Origin of the sequence: Oceanibium sediminis, from assembly GCF_003265325.1 — a bacterium.
GTDB lineage: Bacteria > Pseudomonadota > Alphaproteobacteria > Rhodobacterales > Rhodobacteraceae > Halovulum > Halovulum sediminis.
Genome location: NZ_QGNX01000001.1, coordinates 644,015 through 661,337, shown reverse-complemented (window position 1 = coordinate 661,337; position 17,323 = coordinate 644,015). Strand labels below are relative to the sequence as shown.

At 65.6% G+C, this 17,323-nt stretch carries 15 protein-coding genes; 8 read left to right on the top strand and 7 right to left on the bottom strand.

Going from position 1 to position 17,323, the window contains the following annotated elements; genetic code table 11:
• The first annotated feature begins 20 nt into the window (after positions 1–20).
• From leuS to mutS, 5 genes are all read left to right on the top strand, one after another.
• A complete protein-coding gene (gene leuS, locus DJ029_RS03235; protein ID WP_112320872.1) occupies positions 21–2,585 on the top strand; it encodes a leucine--tRNA ligase in 2,565 nt (854 codons plus the stop codon).
• Entirely contained in the window at positions 2,572–3,081 is a 510-nt protein-coding gene (gene lptE, locus DJ029_RS03230) for an LPS assembly lipoprotein LptE (RefSeq protein ID WP_112320871.1), read from the top strand. Before leuS ends, lptE begins: the two co-directional genes overlap by 14 nt.
• Positions 3,078–4,103: a DNA polymerase III subunit delta gene (holA, locus tag DJ029_RS03225; RefSeq protein ID WP_112320870.1), complete on the top strand. Its 1,026-nt coding sequence runs from the start codon at positions 3,078–3,080 to the stop codon at positions 4,101–4,103. The genes lptE and holA overlap by 4 nt, the downstream gene beginning before the upstream one ends.
• A 4-nt stretch (positions 4,104–4,107) precedes the next feature.
• Complete coding sequence (locus DJ029_RS03220; protein WP_112320869.1) at positions 4,108–4,710, top strand: glutathione S-transferase family protein; 603 nt, start codon at positions 4,108–4,110, stop codon at positions 4,708–4,710.
• A 94-nt stretch (positions 4,711–4,804) separates the two neighbouring features.
• Positions 4,805–7,435 (top strand): DNA mismatch repair protein MutS, encoded by a 2,631-nt coding sequence (mutS, locus tag DJ029_RS03215; protein WP_112321328.1) that lies wholly within the window; start codon positions 4,805–4,807, stop codon positions 7,433–7,435.
• Positions 7,436–7,504: 69 nt separating this feature from the next.
• Here the strand turns inward: mutS and grpE are convergent, their stop codons facing one another.
• Positions 7,505–8,083, bottom strand: a complete 579-nt coding sequence (gene grpE, locus DJ029_RS03210; protein WP_112320868.1) for a nucleotide exchange factor GrpE — start codon at positions 8,081–8,083, stop codon at positions 7,505–7,507.
• Between the two features lie 24 nt (positions 8,084–8,107).
• Positions 8,108–9,181, bottom strand: a complete 1,074-nt coding sequence (hrcA, locus tag DJ029_RS03205; protein WP_112320867.1) for a heat-inducible transcriptional repressor HrcA — start codon at positions 9,179–9,181, stop codon at positions 8,108–8,110.
• 134 nt (positions 9,182–9,315) lie between these two features.
• On the opposite strand from hrcA, the gene rph reads away from it, so the two are divergent.
• From rph to hemW, 3 genes are read left to right on the top strand one after another with little or no spacing between them, the layout of a single operon-like run.
• Positions 9,316–10,029, top strand: a complete 714-nt coding sequence (gene rph / locus DJ029_RS03200) for a ribonuclease PH (RefSeq protein ID WP_112320866.1) — start codon at positions 9,316–9,318, stop codon at positions 10,027–10,029.
• A 4-nt stretch (positions 10,030–10,033) separates the two neighbouring features.
• A complete protein-coding gene (gene rdgB / locus DJ029_RS03195; RefSeq protein ID WP_112320865.1) occupies positions 10,034–10,645 on the top strand; it encodes an RdgB/HAM1 family non-canonical purine NTP pyrophosphatase in 612 nt (203 codons plus the stop codon).
• A complete protein-coding gene (gene hemW, locus DJ029_RS03190) occupies positions 10,635–11,798 on the top strand; it encodes a radical SAM family heme chaperone HemW (protein ID WP_112320864.1) in 1,164 nt (387 codons plus the stop codon). Before rdgB ends, hemW begins: the two co-directional genes overlap by 11 nt.
• Before the next feature lie 11 nt (positions 11,799–11,809).
• Here the strand turns inward: hemW and DJ029_RS03185 are convergent, their stop codons facing one another.
• Genes DJ029_RS03185 through mnmE form a run of 5 tightly spaced genes read right to left on the bottom strand, consistent with a single transcriptional unit; the run spans position 11,810 to position 17,289 of the window.
• Positions 11,810–12,694 (bottom strand): ParB/RepB/Spo0J family partition protein, encoded by an 885-nt coding sequence (locus DJ029_RS03185; protein ID WP_112320863.1) that lies wholly within the window; start codon positions 12,692–12,694, stop codon positions 11,810–11,812.
• Positions 12,695–12,708: 14 nt separating this feature from the next.
• Positions 12,709–13,491: a ParA family protein gene (locus DJ029_RS03180; protein WP_112320862.1), complete on the bottom strand. Its 783-nt coding sequence runs from the start codon at positions 13,489–13,491 to the stop codon at positions 12,709–12,711.
• A complete protein-coding gene (rsmG, locus tag DJ029_RS03175; protein WP_232822947.1) occupies positions 13,481–14,107 on the bottom strand; it encodes a 16S rRNA (guanine(527)-N(7))-methyltransferase RsmG in 627 nt (208 codons plus the stop codon). Before rsmG ends, DJ029_RS03180 begins: the two co-directional genes overlap by 11 nt.
• Positions 14,104–15,987, bottom strand: a complete 1,884-nt coding sequence (gene mnmG / locus DJ029_RS03170) for a tRNA uridine-5-carboxymethylaminomethyl(34) synthesis enzyme MnmG (RefSeq protein WP_112320860.1) — start codon at positions 15,985–15,987, stop codon at positions 14,104–14,106. Before mnmG ends, rsmG begins: the two co-directional genes overlap by 4 nt.
• Positions 15,988–15,990: 3 nt before the next feature.
• Positions 15,991–17,289 (bottom strand): tRNA uridine-5-carboxymethylaminomethyl(34) synthesis GTPase MnmE, encoded by a 1,299-nt coding sequence (gene mnmE / locus DJ029_RS03165; protein ID WP_112320859.1) that lies wholly within the window; start codon positions 17,287–17,289, stop codon positions 15,991–15,993.
• Positions 17,290–17,323 lie beyond the last annotated feature (34 nt).

The following is a 17,323-nucleotide window of genomic DNA, read 5'->3' as shown; positions in this document are numbered from 1 at the left end:
AATGGCGAAAGCAAGAAAAGATGAGTCGATACAACGCGCAAGCCGTTGAACCCAAGTGGCAGAAGGCCTGGGATGATGCCGGGGTGTTCGAAGCACGCCGCAACCCCGACCAGCCCAAGTATTACGTTCTTGAGATGTTTCCCTACCCCTCGGGCGCGCTGCACATGGGGCACGTGCGCAACTACACGATGGGGGACGTGGTTGCCCGCTACAAGGCGGCGCAGGGTTTTGCGGTTCTGCACCCCATGGGATGGGACGCCTTCGGCCTGCCGGCGGAAAACGCCGCCATGGAGCGTAAGGTGCACCCCGGCGACTGGACGTACCAGAACATCGACACCATGCGCGGCCAGTTCAAGGCGCTTGGCCTGTCCATCGACTGGAGCCGAGAGTTCGCGACCTGCGACCCCGAGTACTACGGTCAGCAGCAGGCCCTGTTCATCGACATGATGAACGCCGGACTGGTGGCCCGTAAGACGGCCGTCGTGAACTGGGACCCGGTGGACATGACCGTGCTCGCCAACGAGCAGGTCGAAAACGGCCGCGGCTGGCGCTCTGGCGCGGTGGTCGAGCGCAAGGAACTGACCCAGTGGTTCTTCCGCATCTCGGACATGGCGGACGAGCTGCTCGACGCCATCGACACGCTGGAGGACTGGCCCGAGAAGGTCCGCCTGATGCAGGCCAACTGGATCGGCAAGAGCCGCGGGCTGGAACTGCCGTTCCAGCTGAGCACGCCGCTGCCTGGGCATGACTCCGTCCTGTGCTACACCACGCGCCCCGACACGCTGCGCGGCGCCAGCTTCATAGCGATCTCACCCGATCATCCGCTGTCCCGCGCGCTTGAGGCAGAGAATGCCGACCTCGCCGCGTTCAACACGGAATGCCGCCGCACCGGCACCTCGGAAGAAGCGCTGGAAAAGGCCGAGAAGCGCGGCTTTGACACCGGGCTGACCGTGAAGCACCCGGTTTTCGCGGATCAGACGCTGCCGGTCTGGGTCGGCAACTTCGTCCTGATGGACTACGGCTCGGGCGCGGTCTTCGGCTGCCCGGCGCATGATCAGCGCGACCTGGACTTCGCGCGCAAATACGACCTGCCGGTGGCCAACGCCTTCCACATGCCCGGCGAAACAGCGGACGTCGGAACCGAAGCGCTTGTTCCGCCCAAGACGGAAACCGTGGACTACGTGGACCACTTCGCCGGCATCACCACCACCACCGGGCAGGAGGCGATCGACGCAACCATCGACTGGATGGAAGCCAAGGGCCTTGGCACCGGCCAGACCAAGTTCCGCCTGCGCGACTGGGGCGTTTCCCGCCAGCGCTACTGGGGTTGCCCGATCCCGGTGATCCACTGCGACGCCTGCGGCGTGGTGCCCGAGCGCAAGGAAAACCTGCCGATCGAACTGCCCAAGGACGTCACCTTTGACCGCCCCGGCAACCCGCTGGACTGGCACCCGACGTTCCGCGACTGCACCTGCCCGTCCTGCGGCGGCGCGGCGCGGCGCGAAACGGACACGATGGACACCTTCGTGGACTCGTCCTGGTACTACGCCCGCTTCACCGCCCCCCGTGCGACCACCCCGACCGAAGCGGACGACGTAGCCTACTGGATGAACGTCGATCAGTATATCGGCGGGGTCGAGCACGCGATCCTGCACCTGCTCTACTCGCGCTTCTTCGCGCGCGCCATGCAGCGGACCGGGCACCTGCCCAAGGACGCGGTGGAACCGTTCAACGCGCTGTTCACCCAGGGCATGGTCACGCACGAAACCTACTCCACGCCCGGCCCGTCCGGGTCCCGCATCTGGCACAGCCCCGACCAGGTCATCCGCACCGAGGAAGGGGCGACCCTGGCCAACGGATCGGCTGTCGAGGTGGGGCCGATCATCAAGATGTCCAAGTCGAAGAAGAACGTCGTCGACCCCAAGGACATCGTGGCGCAATACGGCGCGGACACTGCGCGCTGGTTCGTCATGTCCGACAGTCCCCCGGAACGGGACGTGGAATGGACTGCCGCCGGCGCGGACGCCGCCTGGAAGCACCTGCAGCGGGTCTGGCGCCTGGCTGACGAAGTCAGCCAGAGCGCCGACGATCCCTCGACCTCCGAGGGTGAGGAGGCGCTCAGCCTGCGCCGCCTGACGCACCGCACGATCAAGGACATGACGTCCGACATCGAGGATTTCGCCTTCAACAAGGCGGTCGCCCGGCTCTATGAGCTGACCGGCGCCATCGCCAAGGCAAAACCCTCGCCCGCGCGGCGCGAGGCGATGCTGATCATGGCGCGCCTGATGACCCCGGTCACCCCGCACCTGGCAGAGGAGATCTGGCAGCACCTGGGACAGGAGGGGCTGATTTCCCAGGCCCCTTGGCCGGTCGCGGACGAAAGCCTGCTCGTGGTCAGTGAAATCGTCATGCCGGTGCAGATCAACGGCAAACGCCGCGCCGAGCTTTCGGTCCCCGCCGACGCCACCAAGGAACAGGTGGAGGAAATGGCGCTGGCCGACGCGACGGTGCAGAAGTACCTGGACGGGCAGACGGTGCGAAAGCTGATCGTCGTGCCCGGGCGTATCGTCAATGTGGTCGTGTGACCGCCGGACCTTCCTGAAACGTGCCGCCGCCCTGTCGGTGGCGGCACCGCTCCTGTCCGCCTGCGGGTTCGAACCGCTTTACGGCGAAAGCGCCCCGGCCCGCGCCCTGCAAGGACAGGTCGACGTGCCGGTGCTGCCCGGCCTGTTTGGCTTCGCCATGCGCGAACGGCTGGTGACCCGGCTTGGCCCCGCATCGGCTCCCGCCTATGAACTGGCCATCGAAAGCGACGTGGAAGAGGTGGAGCGTGCGATCCGCCGCGACCGCTCGATCACGCGCTTCAACCTGAACGCGCGCGCCGACTACCGGCTTGAAAGCCTGACCACCGGGACGACCCTGACCAGCGGATCGGTGCGCGAAACCACCGCCTATTCCGCCGTCGCCTCGCCCTTCGCCACCCGCGCGGCAGAGGAAGACGCCCGCCGCCGCCTGGCCGTGGCCCTGGCCGACCGGATCATCCTGCGCCTTGCCGCCTCGGCGGCGGAGTTCGCCCCATGAAGCTCGGCGGCCGCGAGCAGGCCCGTTTCCTTGCCACGCCGGACCTGTCCGCCGCCGGGGTGCTGTTCTACGGCCCCGACGCGATGCGCACCGCGCTGAAGCGCCAGGACCTTATCGCCACCATCATCGGCCCCAAGGGCGAGGCAGAGATGCGCCTCACCCGCCTGTCCGGCTCCGACCTGCGCGGCGATCCGGCCGCCCTTACCGACGCGCTAAAGGCCGTCGGCTTCTTCCCCGGCCCCCGCGCCGTCCTGCTGGAGGAAGCGGGCGACGGCACCGCCCCCGCCGTCAAGGCCGCGCTGGAGGATTGGGCGCCGGGCGATGCTTTCCTCGTGGTTACCGCCGGGCAGCTCACGCCCCGCTCACCACTGCGCAAGCTTTTCGAGGGGGCGAAGAACGCCTACGCCGCCCCGATCTATACTGACCCCCCGGGCCGGGAGGAGATCGAGGCCGCCCTGAAACGCGCCGGGTTGACTCAAGTCTCGCAGCCAGCGCTAACCGATCTGTATGCCCTTGCGCAAACACTCGACCCGGGTGATCTGCGCCAGACCATGGAAAAGCTGGCGCTCTACAAGCTTTCCGAGGATACGCCGGTGGATTCCGACGACGTCGCCGCCGTGGCCCCTATGCTGGGCGACGCCAACCTTGACGACGTGATCAACCACGCCGCCGATGGCGCGACCGAGGCGCTCTGCGCTGCCCTGCCCCGACTGGCCGCGCAAGGCACCACGCCGGTCAGCATCTGCATCGCGCTGAACCGCTATTTCCGCCAGCTTCACGCCGCCGCCGCCCATCCCCAGGGCCCGGAACAGGCACTGACACGCGCGCGCCCGCCGGTCTTCGGCCCGCGCCGGGACAAGATGGTGCGCCAGGCGCGGCACTGGGGCAGCCGCCGGCTGGAAAACGTCCTGCGTCAGATCATGGATACGGACCTGGCTCTGCGCTCGGCCCGCCCGGTGCCCGCCGCGGCGCTGGTGGAACGCCTGATGATGCGTATCGCCATCGAGCACAGACGAGGATAGCGCTATGTACACCGTCATCGGCCACCCCCTGACCCGCACCCTCCGGGTCCTCTGGACGTTGGAGGAACTGGGCCTCGACTACACTCATGACCCCGCCCGGCCGCGCAGCGATACGGTGACCGCGCTGAACGCCACCGGCAAGGTCCCTGTCCTTGTCACCGATGAGGGGCCGATCAGCGATTCCATCGCCATCATCACCTATCTTGCCGACGCAAATGGCAAGCTGACCGCCCCGGCGGGCACATTCGCCCGCGCCCGGCAGGACAGCGTGATGAACTTCATCCTGACCGAGGTGGACGCCCCCCTCTGGGCCGCCAGCAAGCACAGCTTCGTCCTGCCCGAGGACAAGCGACTGTCCGGCATGGAGGAAACGGCGCAGTACGAATTCGCCCGCGCCATGAAAACGCTTGAGGACATGAAAGGCGACGCCCCCTTCATTGCCGGGGCCGAGTTCACCATCGCCGACATCGTGCTCAGCCACTGCGCGGGCTGGGCGCTCAGCCGGAAATTCCCGCTGCCCGGCGGCGACTTCGGCGCTTACCTGAAGTCCCTGCGAAAACGCCCCGCGATGCAGCGCCTGCTGGCCCGCGGAACCGAGAAAAGCTGAGCGTCCGGGCCTTTTACCTGCCCGCCGCCGCCGCTATGATCCGCGCCAACAGGCAGGGGGACCACGGGTGAGCAAATCGGGCGACGCCACACCGATGATGGCGCAATATCTGGAGATCAAGGCGCGCTATCCCGATGCGCTTCTGTTCTACCGGATGGGTGACTTCTACGAGCTGTTCTTCGACGACGCGGTGGCCGCGGCGGGCGCGCTCGATATCGCGTTGACGAAACGCGGCAAGCACCAGGGTGAGGATATCGCCATGTGCGGCGTGCCCCACCATGCCGCCGAAGGCTACCTTCTGACGCTGATCCGCAAGGGCTTCCGCGTGGCCATCGGCGAGCAGCTGGAAAGCCCCGCCGAGGCGAAGAAGCGTGGCGGCCACAAGGCGGTGGTGAACCGCGACGTCGTGCGCCTCGTCACCCCCGGCACCCTGACCGAGGACAGCCTGCTGTCCGCCCGCGCGAACAACTTCCTCGCCGCCTTTTCCGAAGTGCGGGATGAGGCCGCCTTCGCCTGGGTGGACGTCTCCACCGGCGAATTGACCGTAACAGAAGCGAGCGCGCTGTCCCTCAGCCCGCTTCTGGCCCGGACTGCCCCGCGCGAACTTCTGGTCAGCGAGAATACCGGCCTGCCCGACACCCTGGCCGAGGATATGGGGATCACCCTGACCCGCCGCCCCTCCGGCGCGTTCGACAGCAAATCGGCCCGGCACCGCATCGCCGAAGCCTATGGCGTCGACGGGCCGGACGCCTTCGGCACCTTCACCCGTGCACAGCTTGGCGCCATCGGGGCGCTGCTCGACTACCTGGACCTGACGCAACGCGGACGGATGCCCCTGCTGCGCCCGCCCCACGTGGAACGCGCCGGCGGCACGATGCAGATCGACGCCGCGACACGGGCCAACCTGGAACTGACCCGCGCCCTGTCCGGCGGGCGCGACGGCAGCCTGCTGGCCGCCATCGACCGGACCGTCACCGGCCCCGGCGCACGGCTGCTGGAATCCCGGCTGACCAGCCCCTCCACCGATATTTCTGTGATCAACAACCGGCTCGCCAGCCTCTCCGCCTTTGTCGAGGACTCGGCCCTGCGCGCAGACGTGCGCACCGCCCTGCGCAAGGCCCCGGATATCGAGCGCGCGATGTCCCGGCTCGGCCTTGGCCGTGGCGGCCCGCGCGACCTGGCCGCCGTCCGAAACGGCCTGGAACAGGCCGAAACCCTCGGCGCTCGCCTGGCGCGCGATCCGCTGCCGGGTGAGCTTTCCGAGGCGCACGCGCGCCTGTCCGGCCATGACGCGCTGATCGACCTGCTCGGCCAGGCGCTGGTGGCAGAGCCGCCCCTGCTGACGCGGGACGGCGGCCTGGTCGCCACCGGCTATCACGAGGAACTGGACGAAACCCGCCGCCTGCGCGACGAGGGGCGCGGCGTGATCGCGGGCATGCAGGCGGACTACGTCAAGACCACCGGCATCAACGCTCTGAAGATCAAGCACAACAACGTGCTCGGCTACTTCATCGAAACCCCGGCCTCCCACGCGGCCAAAATGATGGCCGCACCGCTGTCGGACACGTTCATCCACCGCCAGACCACGGCCAACCAGGTACGCTTCACCACCGTCGAGTTGTCCGAGCTGGAAACCCGCATCCTGAACGCCGGCGGCCGCGCGCTGGACCTGGAACAGGCCATCTTCGCCGAGCTTTGCAAGGCCGTGCTGGCCCGCGCGGCGCAGATCTCGGAAACCGCGCGCGCGCTGGCCATGCTCGACCATACAGCCGCCCTGGCGGAACTGGCAGCGGCCGAGGATTGGTCCCGGCCCCGGATCACCGACAGCCGCGACTTTGCGATCACCGGCGGGCGGCACCCGGTGGTGGAACAGGCGCTGCGGCGCAGCGGCGGCGGCAGTTTCGTGGCCAACGACTGCACGCTCAGCGCCGACGGGGACGAGGCGCGTCCCGTCTGGTTGCTGACAGGGCCGAACATGGCCGGTAAATCGACCTTCCTGCGCCAGAACGCGCTGATCGCGCTGCTGGCGCAAACCGGCAGCTTCGTGCCTGCGGATGCAGCGGATATCGGCATCGTCGACCAGCTTTTCAGCCGCGTCGGCGCAGCGGACGACCTGGCGCGCGGACGCTCCACCTTCATGGTGGAAATGGTGGAAACCGCCGCGATCCTGAACCAGGCAGGCCCCCGCTCCCTCGTCATCCTGGACGAGATCGGCCGGGGGACCGCCACCTACGACGGGCTCTCCATCGCCTGGGCGACCCTGGAACACCTGCACGACGCAAACCGATGCCGCGCGCTGTTCGCCACCCATTACCACGAACTGACGGCCCTGTCGGAAACCCTGAAGGGCCTGAGGAACGCCACCGTTGCTGTGCGCGAATGGGAGGGCGAGGTCATCTTCCTGCACGAGGTCCGCGAAGGCGCCGCCGATCGCTCCTACGGGGTCCAGGTCGCCAAGCTCGCGGGCCTGCCGGACGCCGTGGTCGCCCGCGCCCGCGACGTGCTCGCCGCGCTGGAGGAAGGCGACCGGGGCCAGGGCGGCAAGGCCAAGGCGCTGATCGACGACCTGCCGCTGTTCAGCACCACGCCGCCCCCCATGTCCACGCCCGCCACACCAGAGGCCCCCCTCAGGGACCGCCTGGCAGAGGTCTGGCCAGACGAGCTGACCCCGAAAGAGGCGCTCGCCCTCGTATACGACCTGAAGTCGCTCAGCGAAAAGGGCTGACCAAACCGGCCAGCCCTTCCAAAGTCTTCAAATATCCCGGGGGTCCGGGGGCTGGCCCCCGGCCTTGGCTTATCCGGCGGGGCTGCCCGACGACACACCGACCTGCGCGGGCCGCAGCAGGCGCTCGCCGATCACAAAACCGGGCGCCATCACCTGGATGATCGCACCGGCGGGGTGATCGGGCACCGGGGCTTCGAACATCGCCTGGTGCAGCTTGGGGTCGAACTTCTCCCCCTCTGCCGGCTCAACCTTGACGATCTTGTGCTTTTCGAACGCGGCCAGCAGGTCGCGCTGCGTCAGCTCGATCCCCTCGACCAGGCCGGCGGCTTGGTCGCGCAGACTGTCGTCGATCGCTTCCAGCGCACGGCCCAGGTTGTCATGCACCGATAGCAGGTCGCGCGCCAGCCGGACGCCGCCGTACAACTCGGCGTCACGACGGTCGCGGTCGGCGCGCTTGCGTAGGTTCTCCGTTTCGGCCAGCGCGCGCAGAAGCCGGTCCTTCAACTCATCCCGCTCAGAGGTGATCGCGTCGAGCTCGATCTCCAACCCCGAGGGGTCGTCGCCGTAATCCTCGTCCGCCACCGTCTCGGGGTCGTCCAGAAACGGATCTTCGTCCGTGCCCCGCCCGATGTCCTTGTCCTTAGCCATGATGGGTCATTCCCGTTCGTTGTCTTATCCACCGCGCCGGGCGATCACCCGGCCAACCAACTGCGCCGTGTAATCGACGATCGGCACAATCCGACCGTAGTTCTGGCGGGTGGGGCCAATGACCCCGACCGCCCCAACGATTCGGCGCTCGGCGTTCATATAGGGAGAGACCACCAAAGATGAACCCGAAAGTGAAAAGAGTTTGTTTTCCGACCCGATGAACACGCGCACACCGTCGCCCGCCTCGGTCAGGTCCAGCAGTTGCGCCAGGTCACGCTTGCGCTCGAGGTCATCGAAGAGCGAGCGGATCCGCTCGATCCCTTCCTGGTCGGCGGCCTCGTCCAGCAGGTTCGCGCGCCCGCGCACGATCAGCCGCGCCTGGTCGTCGGTTCCGCCTTCCGACCAGACGGCGGCGCCATCCTCGATCAGCGCGGCGGCGAGGGTGTCCAACTCCATCCGGCGGCGCTCAATCTCGGCGGAGACGACGGACTTCAGCTCCGACAGGGTGCGCCCCTCCAGCACGGCATTGAGGAAATTCGCCGCCTCGCGCATGGCCGAGGGGGTCAGCCCGGCCGGTGGCGTGATCAGACGGTTCTCGACATGGCCATCGGCGAAGACCAGCACCGCCAGCACCCGGTCGGGCGAGAGCGAGACGAATTCCAGGTGCTTGATCGGCGCTTCGGACTTCGGCGCAAGCACCAGGCTGGCGCCATGGGTCAGCCCCGACAGAAGCGAGCCGGCGCGATCCAGCGTCGCGCCGATATCCGGTTCGTTCCCTTCGAGCGAGCGCTCGATTTCCGAGCGTTCGCTGGCGGAAATCTCGCCCACTTGCAGGAAACCGTCCAGGAACAGCCGCAGGCCCAGTTGCGTCGGCACGCGCCCGGCGGACACATGCGGGCTGTCCAGCAATCCCAGAAGCTCAAGGTCCTGCATCGTGTTGCGGATCGTCGCCGGCGACACGCTTTCCTCGAGCTGGCGCGACAAGGTGCGCGAGCCGACAGGTTCCCCGCTGTCGAGATAGCTTTCGACGATGCGGCGGAACACCTCGCGCGCACGGGCGTCGAGGGGGAGCGGGGACTCTCTCGGTTTATCTGGCATCGATGTGTGGACCTGTTGTCAACATCTGCACATGATGTAAGCCTCACCCCTGCCTTGGTCAATCGCGGGCCGTCTGGACGGACCCGCTCAAAGGCTTTATGGCCCTAGGGGATTTTCACCTGAGGAGAGAGTTCATGCGCCCAACGGGACGAGCCGCAGACGACATGCGCAGCATTGTCATCGAGACCGGTGTGACGAAACATGCGGCGGGGTCCTGCATGATCCGGTGCGGCGACACGCATGTGCTGTGCACCGCCTCGGTCGAGGCGCGGGTGCCGCCGTTCCTGCGCAACTCCGGCCTGGGCTGGGTGACCGCGGAATACGGCATGCTGCCCGGCGCGACCACCACCCGCAACCGGCGCGAGGCGACGGCAGGCAAGCAGTCCGGCCGCACGCAGGAAATCCAGCGCCTGATCGGGCGCAGCCTGCGCGCGGGCGTGGACCGGGTCGCCCTGGGCGAGCGCCAGATCACCGTCGATTGCGACGTGATCCAGGCTGACGGCGGCACGCGCTGCGCCGCGATCACCGGCGGCTGGGTGGCGTTGCGCCTTGCCGTGAACGAGCTGATGCGCCTTGGCGAGGTGAAGACCGACCCGCTGACCGACCACATCTGCGCGGTCAGCTGCGGTATCTGGGGCGGTGTCCCCGTGCTCGACCTCGACTATGCCGAGGACAGCGAAGCCGGGACCGACGCGAACTTCGTGATGACCGGCGCGGGCGGGCTGGTCGAGGTGCAGGGCTCTGCCGAAGGCGCGACCTTCAGCCGGGACGAGCTTGGCAAACTGCTGGACCTGGCCGAGATCGGGCGCGACGCGCTGGTCGCCGCGCAGAAAGCCGCGGTAAGCTGATCCGATGCGCAAGCTGAGTGGTGAAAAGCTGGTTCTGGCCTCCCACAACGCGGGAAAGCTGAGGGAAATCGCGGCGCTTGTCGCGCCCTACGGCTTTTCCGTGGTATCCGCGGGCGATCTTGGCCTGCCGGAACCCGAGGAAACCGAAGACAGCTTCGCCGGGAACGCCCGGATCAAGGCCCACGCCGCCGCCAAAGGCGCGGGGATCGTCGCGCTGAGCGATGACAGCGGGCTTGAGGTGGACGCCCTGGGCGGCGCGCCCGGCGTCTACACGGCGGATTGGGCGGAAACTGGCCAGGGGCGCGACTTCACCATGGCGATGGAAAAGCTGTGGACGAAGCTTGAGGCGATCGACGCCCCCGAACCGCGCACCGCCCGCTTCGTCTGCACCCTGTGCCTTGCCTGGCCCGATGGCCATGACGAGCTGTTCCGGGGCGAGGTTTCGGGCCGCATCGTCTGGCCGATGCAGGGCGCGCACGGGTTCGGCTTCGATCCCGTCTTTCTGCCCGATGGCGAAAGCCAGACCTTCGGCGAAATGGACCCCGCCCGGAAACACGCGATGAGCCACAGGGCCGCCGCGTTCGCGCAACTGGTCGCGGGCTGCCTTGAGCGCTGAACCGGCATCCACGCCGGGGGGCTTCGGCGTCTATGTCCACTGGCCCTTCTGCGCGGCCAAATGCCCCTACTGCGACTTCAACAGCCATGTGCGCGCCTCCATCGACGAGGAAGCCTGGGCAGACGCGCTGTGCGTCGCCCTGACACGCGCAGCGGCGCGCATCGGGCCACGGCGCGTGGACAGCATCTTCTTTGGCGGTGGAACGCCCAGCCTGATGGCCCCGGCGACGGTGGCGGCGGTGATCGACCGTGTGGCGGCGCTGTGGCACCTGCCCGGGGACGCTGAAATCTCGCTCGAGGCGAACCCAACCAGCGTCGAGGCCGGGCGGTTCCGCGGCTACGGGGTGGCAGGCGTGAACCGCGTGTCGCTTGGCGTGCAGGCGTTGTCGGATCCCGACCTGCGCCGCCTCGGCCGGCTGCACAGCGTCGACGAAGCCCGCGCCGCGTTCGAATTGGCCCGCAGCGCGTTCGACCGGGTGAGTTTCGACCTGATCTATGCGCGGCAGGGCCAGGGCCTAGCTGCCTGGGAAGCCGAACTGGCGATGGCGCTGGACATGGCCGTGGACCACCTGTCGCTCTACCAGCTGACCATCGAGCCGGGCACCGCCTTTGGCGCGCTGCACGCCCGTGGCAGGCTGGCCGATCTGCCCCAAGACGATACCGCGGCGGACATGTATGCGCTGACGCAGGCGATGACCGCGGCGGCGGGAATGCCCGCCTACGAGATCTCCAACCACGCGCGGGAGGGCGCTGTCTGCCGTCACAACATGGTTTACTGGCGCAGCGGCGATTTCCTTGGCATCGGGCCCGGCGCCCATGGCCGCCTGACCCTTGGTGGCCAGCGCCTGGCGACGGATGCGATCCGCGCGCCCGAAGCCTGGCTGCAAGCCGTGCGCGATGGTCAGGACGGGCTGAGGGGTGAGGACACCGTTCCGCCGGAAGAGCAAGCGGAAGAATACCTGATGATGGCTCTTCGACTGGCAGAAGGCGTTGAATTAGAGCGATATCAAGGACTTGGCGGCGTGCTGCCGGGCCAGGACGTGCTGGATGACCTTGTCAGCGGCGGTTTCCTGGATACCCGGGGGTCGCGGATCATCGCGACGGAAATGGGGCGCCCCGTGCTGAACGCGGTGCTCAGGGCGCTGATGGTGTGATGCGCGGGGCCTCAGTTGCCTGAGAGCATCTCCAGCAATTTGTCGAGATCGTCGAGCGAGCGGTACTTGATCTGCATTTGACCGCCCTCCGCCCCCGGGGCGTGGTTTATCGACACCGGCATGCCGAGTTGCGCGGTAAGGTCGCCTTCGATCGCGCGGGTGTCCGCGTCTTTCTCCAACTTGGCGGACTTGCGCGGTTTCGGGGGCGTCGGGGCCTTCTTCACCAGAGCCTCTGTCTGACGCACGGAGAGCCCCTGCGCGATGACTTGGGCCGCCAGCGCGACAGGATCCGGCGCGGTGATCAGGGCCCGTGCGTGGCCCGCGCTGAGCCGCCCTGCCCTGAGGTGGGCGAGGACCTGTTCAGGCAGCGCCAGAAGCCTGAGGGTGTTCGCGATATGGCTGCGGCTTTTCCCCAGGGCTTCGGCGAGCGCGTCCTGGGTGTGGCCGAATCCGTCCATGAGCTGGCGATAGCCCATCGCCTCTTCCACGGGGTTCAGATCAACCCTTTGAATATTCTCGATAATTGCGACTTCAAGGAGCTCTTCGTCGCTGAAGGACCGGATGACGACGGGCACTTCATGCAGTTTCGCGCGCTGCGCGGCGCGCCAACGCCGCTCCCCCGCGACGATCTGGTATGTCTGCGGCATATCGGGGGCCGGGCGCACAACTATGGGTTGTATGATGCCGTTGCGCTCGATCGACTTGGCCAGCTCGTCGAGATCCTGTTCCAGGAAGTCCCGGCGCGGCTGGTTCGGGTTCGGGATCACCATCTCAATCGGCAGGGTATCGCCAGCGTTGACGCCGCCACGCCCGGACGGCGCGTCGGAAAGGTCAGTATCGGCGAGAAGTGCGGAAAGACCACGGCCCAGGCCTCTGCGGTCGGTTTTCTTAGCCACGGGTGGACACTCCCTCAGGTTGCGATGCGGTTGGTGAGCTCTTTTGACAGGGCGGCATAGGCAAGGCTGCCGCTGCTCCGCGGGTCATAGAGCTGGACGGGCAGGCCGAAAGACGGCGCCTCTGACAGTCTGACGTTGCGGGGGATGACGGTCTTGAAGACGAGGTCGCCCAGGGTTTGGCGAACATCTGCCTCCACGTCCCCTGTCAAGTTGTTGCGTTGATCATACATGGTCAACACAATCCCTTGTGTGATGAGCTTCGTGTTCACGGATTTCCGGATATCGGACACCGTGCTGAGCAACTGGCTGATCCCTTCCAGCGCGAAGAACTCGCACTGCAGCGGAACAAGCACGCCGTCAGCGGCCACAAGCGCGTTCAGGGTTAGGATGTTGAGCGACGGCGGGCAATCGATCAGGACGATGTCCGCGTCCAGTTCCGCCTTTACGAGGCTGTTCCGCAAGCGTGTCAGACGATCCCGCTCGGCCGCAAGGGTCATGTCGATTGCGCTCAAGTCCTGGGTCGCCGGGACGATCGTAAGCCCCGGTTGAGAGGTCTCCTTCAGCGCATTCTGCACCAGCTCGCCCTCAGCAAGGACGTCGTAGGTGGATGGCTGGCGATCCTCTCGGTCGATACCAAGCCCGGTGGATGCGTTTCCTTGCGGATCGATATCGATCAAGACAACCTTCTGCCCTTGTGCGGCAAGGGCAGCGCCAAGGTTGATTGTCGTGGTCGTCTTGCCGACACCGCCCTTTTGATTGGTGACGGCCAGCACACGGGGGCGGGAGTCAGCGGACACGGGATACTCCTTTGATCCGCAGAATTGCGGCTTCAGGATCAGTTATGCTGGGTATTGCTTCGTTTGAAAAGTTCCATCGGCGCTTTGCGTCCTGAATTTCCGTCTCAGCGTTCCTGCCCTTGGGGAAAAGGCATACCGTGTCTTGCCGCCCGTGCCTGTCCGCGTAGTCCAGAAGCTTGTCCAGCGGCGCCAGGGCCCGTGCGGAAATGACATCGACCTCAAGCGGTTGGATCGATTCGACGCGTTCTGTCCGAATGTCGGTATTGAGCCCGAAGTTGCGTGCTGCCGTTGCAAGAAACACGGATTTTCGCTGATCGGATTCGACGAGGGTCACGTGCAGGTCCCTGCCCTCTGACTTTGCCATGATCGCGATGACCAGTCCGGGGAAACCGCCGCCGGAACCGAAGTCCGCCCAGGTTGTCGCTTCGTTCGAGGCCAAGCGGTAGATCTGGGCAGAATCGAGCGTGTGCCGTTCAAACGCATCATCCATGCTTTTCGCGCTGATCAGGTTGATCCGCCGGGTCCACTTCCGCACGAGGTCTGTGAACTCCTCAAGCATCCCCAGTGTTTCACGTGAAACATCCAGTGCTGACGAGATCGATTTACCGCCCGTCACGCTGAACTTGCCTCACCCCTCGCCGAGCGTTTGCACTCGGCAAGGATCATGGTGAGCGCGGCCGGAGTCATTCCATCGATGCGGCTCGCCTGCGCGATCGTGCCCGGACGGACGACCTGCAACTTTGTCCGCAGCTCGTTCGAGAGGGATTTCATCGCGGTATAGTCGATGTCCTGAGGGACGACCATATGTTCACCCTTACGCATCTGCTCCACGTCGGCGCGCTGGCGGGTGATATACGGGGCATACCGCGCATCGGTCACGATTTGCTGGGAAATGTCCGGGCTGACGCCGCCGAGATCCTCAACAACAGCCGACAGGTCGGACCAATCCGCACTTGGCAGCGCCAAAAGGTCCATCCCAGACCTTCTGCGGCCATCTTCGTTCACCTCGAAACCAGCATCCCGCGCCTGTTTCGGGGTCAGCGATACCGACTGAACGATGCCCTTAACCCGTTCAAGCTCCGCACTTTTTGCCTGGAAGGCGTTTGCGCGCTCCTCCCCGACAACCCCTGCCGCAATACCAATCACCGTCAACCGCTGGTCGGCGTTATCAGCGCGGAGCAGAAGTCGATACTCCGCCCTGGAGGTGAACATACGGTAGGGTTCGCTCACCCCACGTATGGTCAGGTCGTCGATCAACACACCGATGTAAGCTTCCGCACGATCTACGACAAAGGGTTCGCCCCCCAACGCAGCCTTTGCGGCATTCAGGCCGGCAATCAGGCCCTGTGCGGCAGCTTCCTCGTACCCAGTCGTCCCGTTGATCTGACCGGCCAGGTACAGGCCCGGCACGTCGCGCACCGCCAGTGTCCTATCAAGCGCGCGCGGGTCGATATAATCGTACTCGATTGCGTAGCCCGGCTGCAGGATAACCGCATCCTCCAATCCGGCGATGGAGTGTACATAGGCCTCTTGCACATCCAGCGGAAGAGAGGTCGATATGCCATTGGGATAGATCGTGTCGTCATGAAGCCCCTCAGGCTCAAGGAAGACCTGGTGCGCATCCTTGTCGGCAAACCTTGTGACCTTGTCCTCTATCGACGGGCAGTATCGGGGCCCCACTCCATCGATATGGCCGCCGTACATCGCCGACTTTCCGATATTTTCCCTAATAATGTCATGTGTTTGGGTATTCGTGTACGTGATCCCACATTTGATCTGCGGTTGCACAGCAGACTTCGACAGGAAGGAGAACAGGCTCGGTTCCGCGTCAGCCTCTTGCCACTCGACCTTGTCCCAATGGATAGACCTACCCTTCAACCGGGGCGGCGTTCCGGTTTTCAAGCGCCCTAGCGGCAGGCCCATGCGTTCCAAGCGCTCGCCCAACGGGTTCGCCGCGCGGTCCCCAATCCGTCCCCCTGATGTACGCTCGCTTCCAATGTGGATCACCCCGCGCAGGAAAGTCCCAGCCGTCAGAACGATGGTCCGTGCGTTTATCTGCTGGCCATCGGCCAGCCGTACACCGACAACACGTTCTCCCTCCATGACAAGGTCTTCCGCTTCGCCTTCGATGACGCGCAGATTTTCCTGCCGGCGAAAGACCGCCTGCATCCCTTCCTTGTAGAGCGCGCGGTCAGCTTGGGTTCGGGGCCCCTGCACCGCCGGACCTTTGCGGCGGTTCAACAAGCGGAACTGGATACCCGCGTAGTCCGCAACCCGGCCCATCGCGCCGTCCAGGGCATCGATTTCGCGGACCAGATGCCCTTTCCCAAGGCCGCCGATGGCAGGATTGCAGGACATTTCGCCAATTCGATCAAAGCGATGGGTCAACAGGACTGCGCGCGCGCCCGCCCTGTCCGCAGCAAGCGCAGCTTCGGATCCGGCGTGACCACCGCCGATCACCAGTACATCGATCTCGCTGTGTTTCACGTGAAACACTCCCTACTTGCCAATGCAAAAAGACGAAAAAATCTCGTCCAGAAGGTCCTCAACATCAACCCGACCAACTAGCGCATCCAGGCTCCGAATACCACGAATCAGTTCATCCGCAACAAGTTCGGCAGAGGTCAGCCCGTCGCCAATCAAGGATAGCGCAGCCTCGAAGGATTCCAGCGCGCCTTTCAGGGCAACTTGCTGGCGAACCCGGATAACAGACGTCGCCCCATGCGCCCGGACTTCAAGCTCCTGGCGCACTCTGTTCAACAGCACGTCCAAGCCCTGCCCGGTCCTGGCAGAGATACTATCACCACCGCCCCCATGGATATCAGCCTTAGTACGAACCGTCAGATCCCCGGCGCGCTCCAAATCGTCCCGGAAACGCGTGTCGCCGTCCAGATCCACCAGGAAAATCCTCAGGTCAGCTGCGATGGCCCTTTCCCGGGCCCGCTCAATCCCGATCGCTTCAATCTCATCCTCCGCCAGCCTCAACCCAGCGGTATCAAGAAACGTCACCGGTAAACCCGAAATATCGGACCGAACCTCCAGCACATCCCGCGTCGTCCCCGCTATGGAGGAGGTGATCGCAGCCTCGCGCCCCGCAATCGCATTGAGCAATGTCGACTTACCAGCGTTTGGCGCACCGACAATAGCGACCTCGAACCCATCCCTGATCCGCTCGGCCGCATCCGCCCCGGCCAACTGACCACGAATATCCTCAGCAACGCTTCGAATAAGCCGATCCGATTCCTCGACCAGCGCGGGCGGCAATTCCTCGTCCGCGAAATCGATCGTCGCCTCGATAAGGGCGAGCGCGCGGACAAGGCTTCCCCGCCAACGGGCCACACGCTCCCCCAGATCGCCGCGCATGACGCGCATGGCCTGACGCCGCTGCGCCTCGGTTTCCGCGTCGATCAGGTCCGCAAGACCCTCGACCTGGGAAAGATCAAGGCGGTCCGCTTCCAGGGCCCGTTGGGTGAATTCGCCCGGCATCGCCATTCGGCATCCCGGCTGATCCGCCAGGACCCGCAACAGGGCATCCTGCGTCGCTATGCTCCCATGTATTTGATATTCAACAGTATTTTCTCCAGTGTAGCTTTCGCCCACCGGAAAATACAGGACCAGGCCCTGATCAATGACCTCCCCCGTCTGCGGATTCGACAAGCTACGCAAGACCGCGCGTCGCTCAGGAGGCAGCTTCCCCGAGATCGCAATCGCAGAGCTTACCGCCTCCGGGCCTGACACCCGGATCACGGCGACGCCGGCCTTCCCTCTGACCGTGGACAAGGCGAAGATCGTATCCATCTCAGTCCCTCAAACAAAAACGCCCGGACCAGCC

Bases quoted from the DNA above. Each gene is read 5' to 3' on its own strand.
- mnmE (WP_112320859.1), bottom strand. From the start codon at position 17,289: ATGGATACGATCTTCGCCTTGTCCACGGTCAGAGGGAAGGCCGGCGTC.
- mutS (WP_112321328.1), top strand. From the start codon at position 4,805: ATGATGGCGCAATATCTGGAGATCAAGGCGCGCTATCCCGATGCGCTT.
- leuS (WP_112320872.1), top strand. From the start codon at position 21: ATGAGTCGATACAACGCGCAAGCCGTTGAACCCAAGTGGCAGAAGGCC.
- lptE (WP_112320871.1), top strand. From the start codon at position 2,572: ATGTGGTCGTGTGACCGCCGGACCTTCCTGAAACGTGCCGCCGCCCTG.
- hrcA (WP_112320867.1), bottom strand. From the start codon at position 9,181: ATGCCAGATAAACCGAGAGAGTCCCCGCTCCCCCTCGACGCCCGTGCG.
- grpE (WP_112320868.1), bottom strand. From the start codon at position 8,083: ATGGCTAAGGACAAGGACATCGGGCGGGGCACGGACGAAGATCCGTTT.
- rdgB (WP_112320865.1), top strand. From the start codon at position 10,034: ATGCGCAAGCTGAGTGGTGAAAAGCTGGTTCTGGCCTCCCACAACGCG.
- DJ029_RS03220 (WP_112320869.1), top strand. From the start codon at position 4,108: ATGTACACCGTCATCGGCCACCCCCTGACCCGCACCCTCCGGGTCCTC.
- rph (WP_112320866.1), top strand. From the start codon at position 9,316: ATGCGCCCAACGGGACGAGCCGCAGACGACATGCGCAGCATTGTCATC.
- holA (WP_112320870.1), top strand. From the start codon at position 3,078: ATGAAGCTCGGCGGCCGCGAGCAGGCCCGTTTCCTTGCCACGCCGGAC.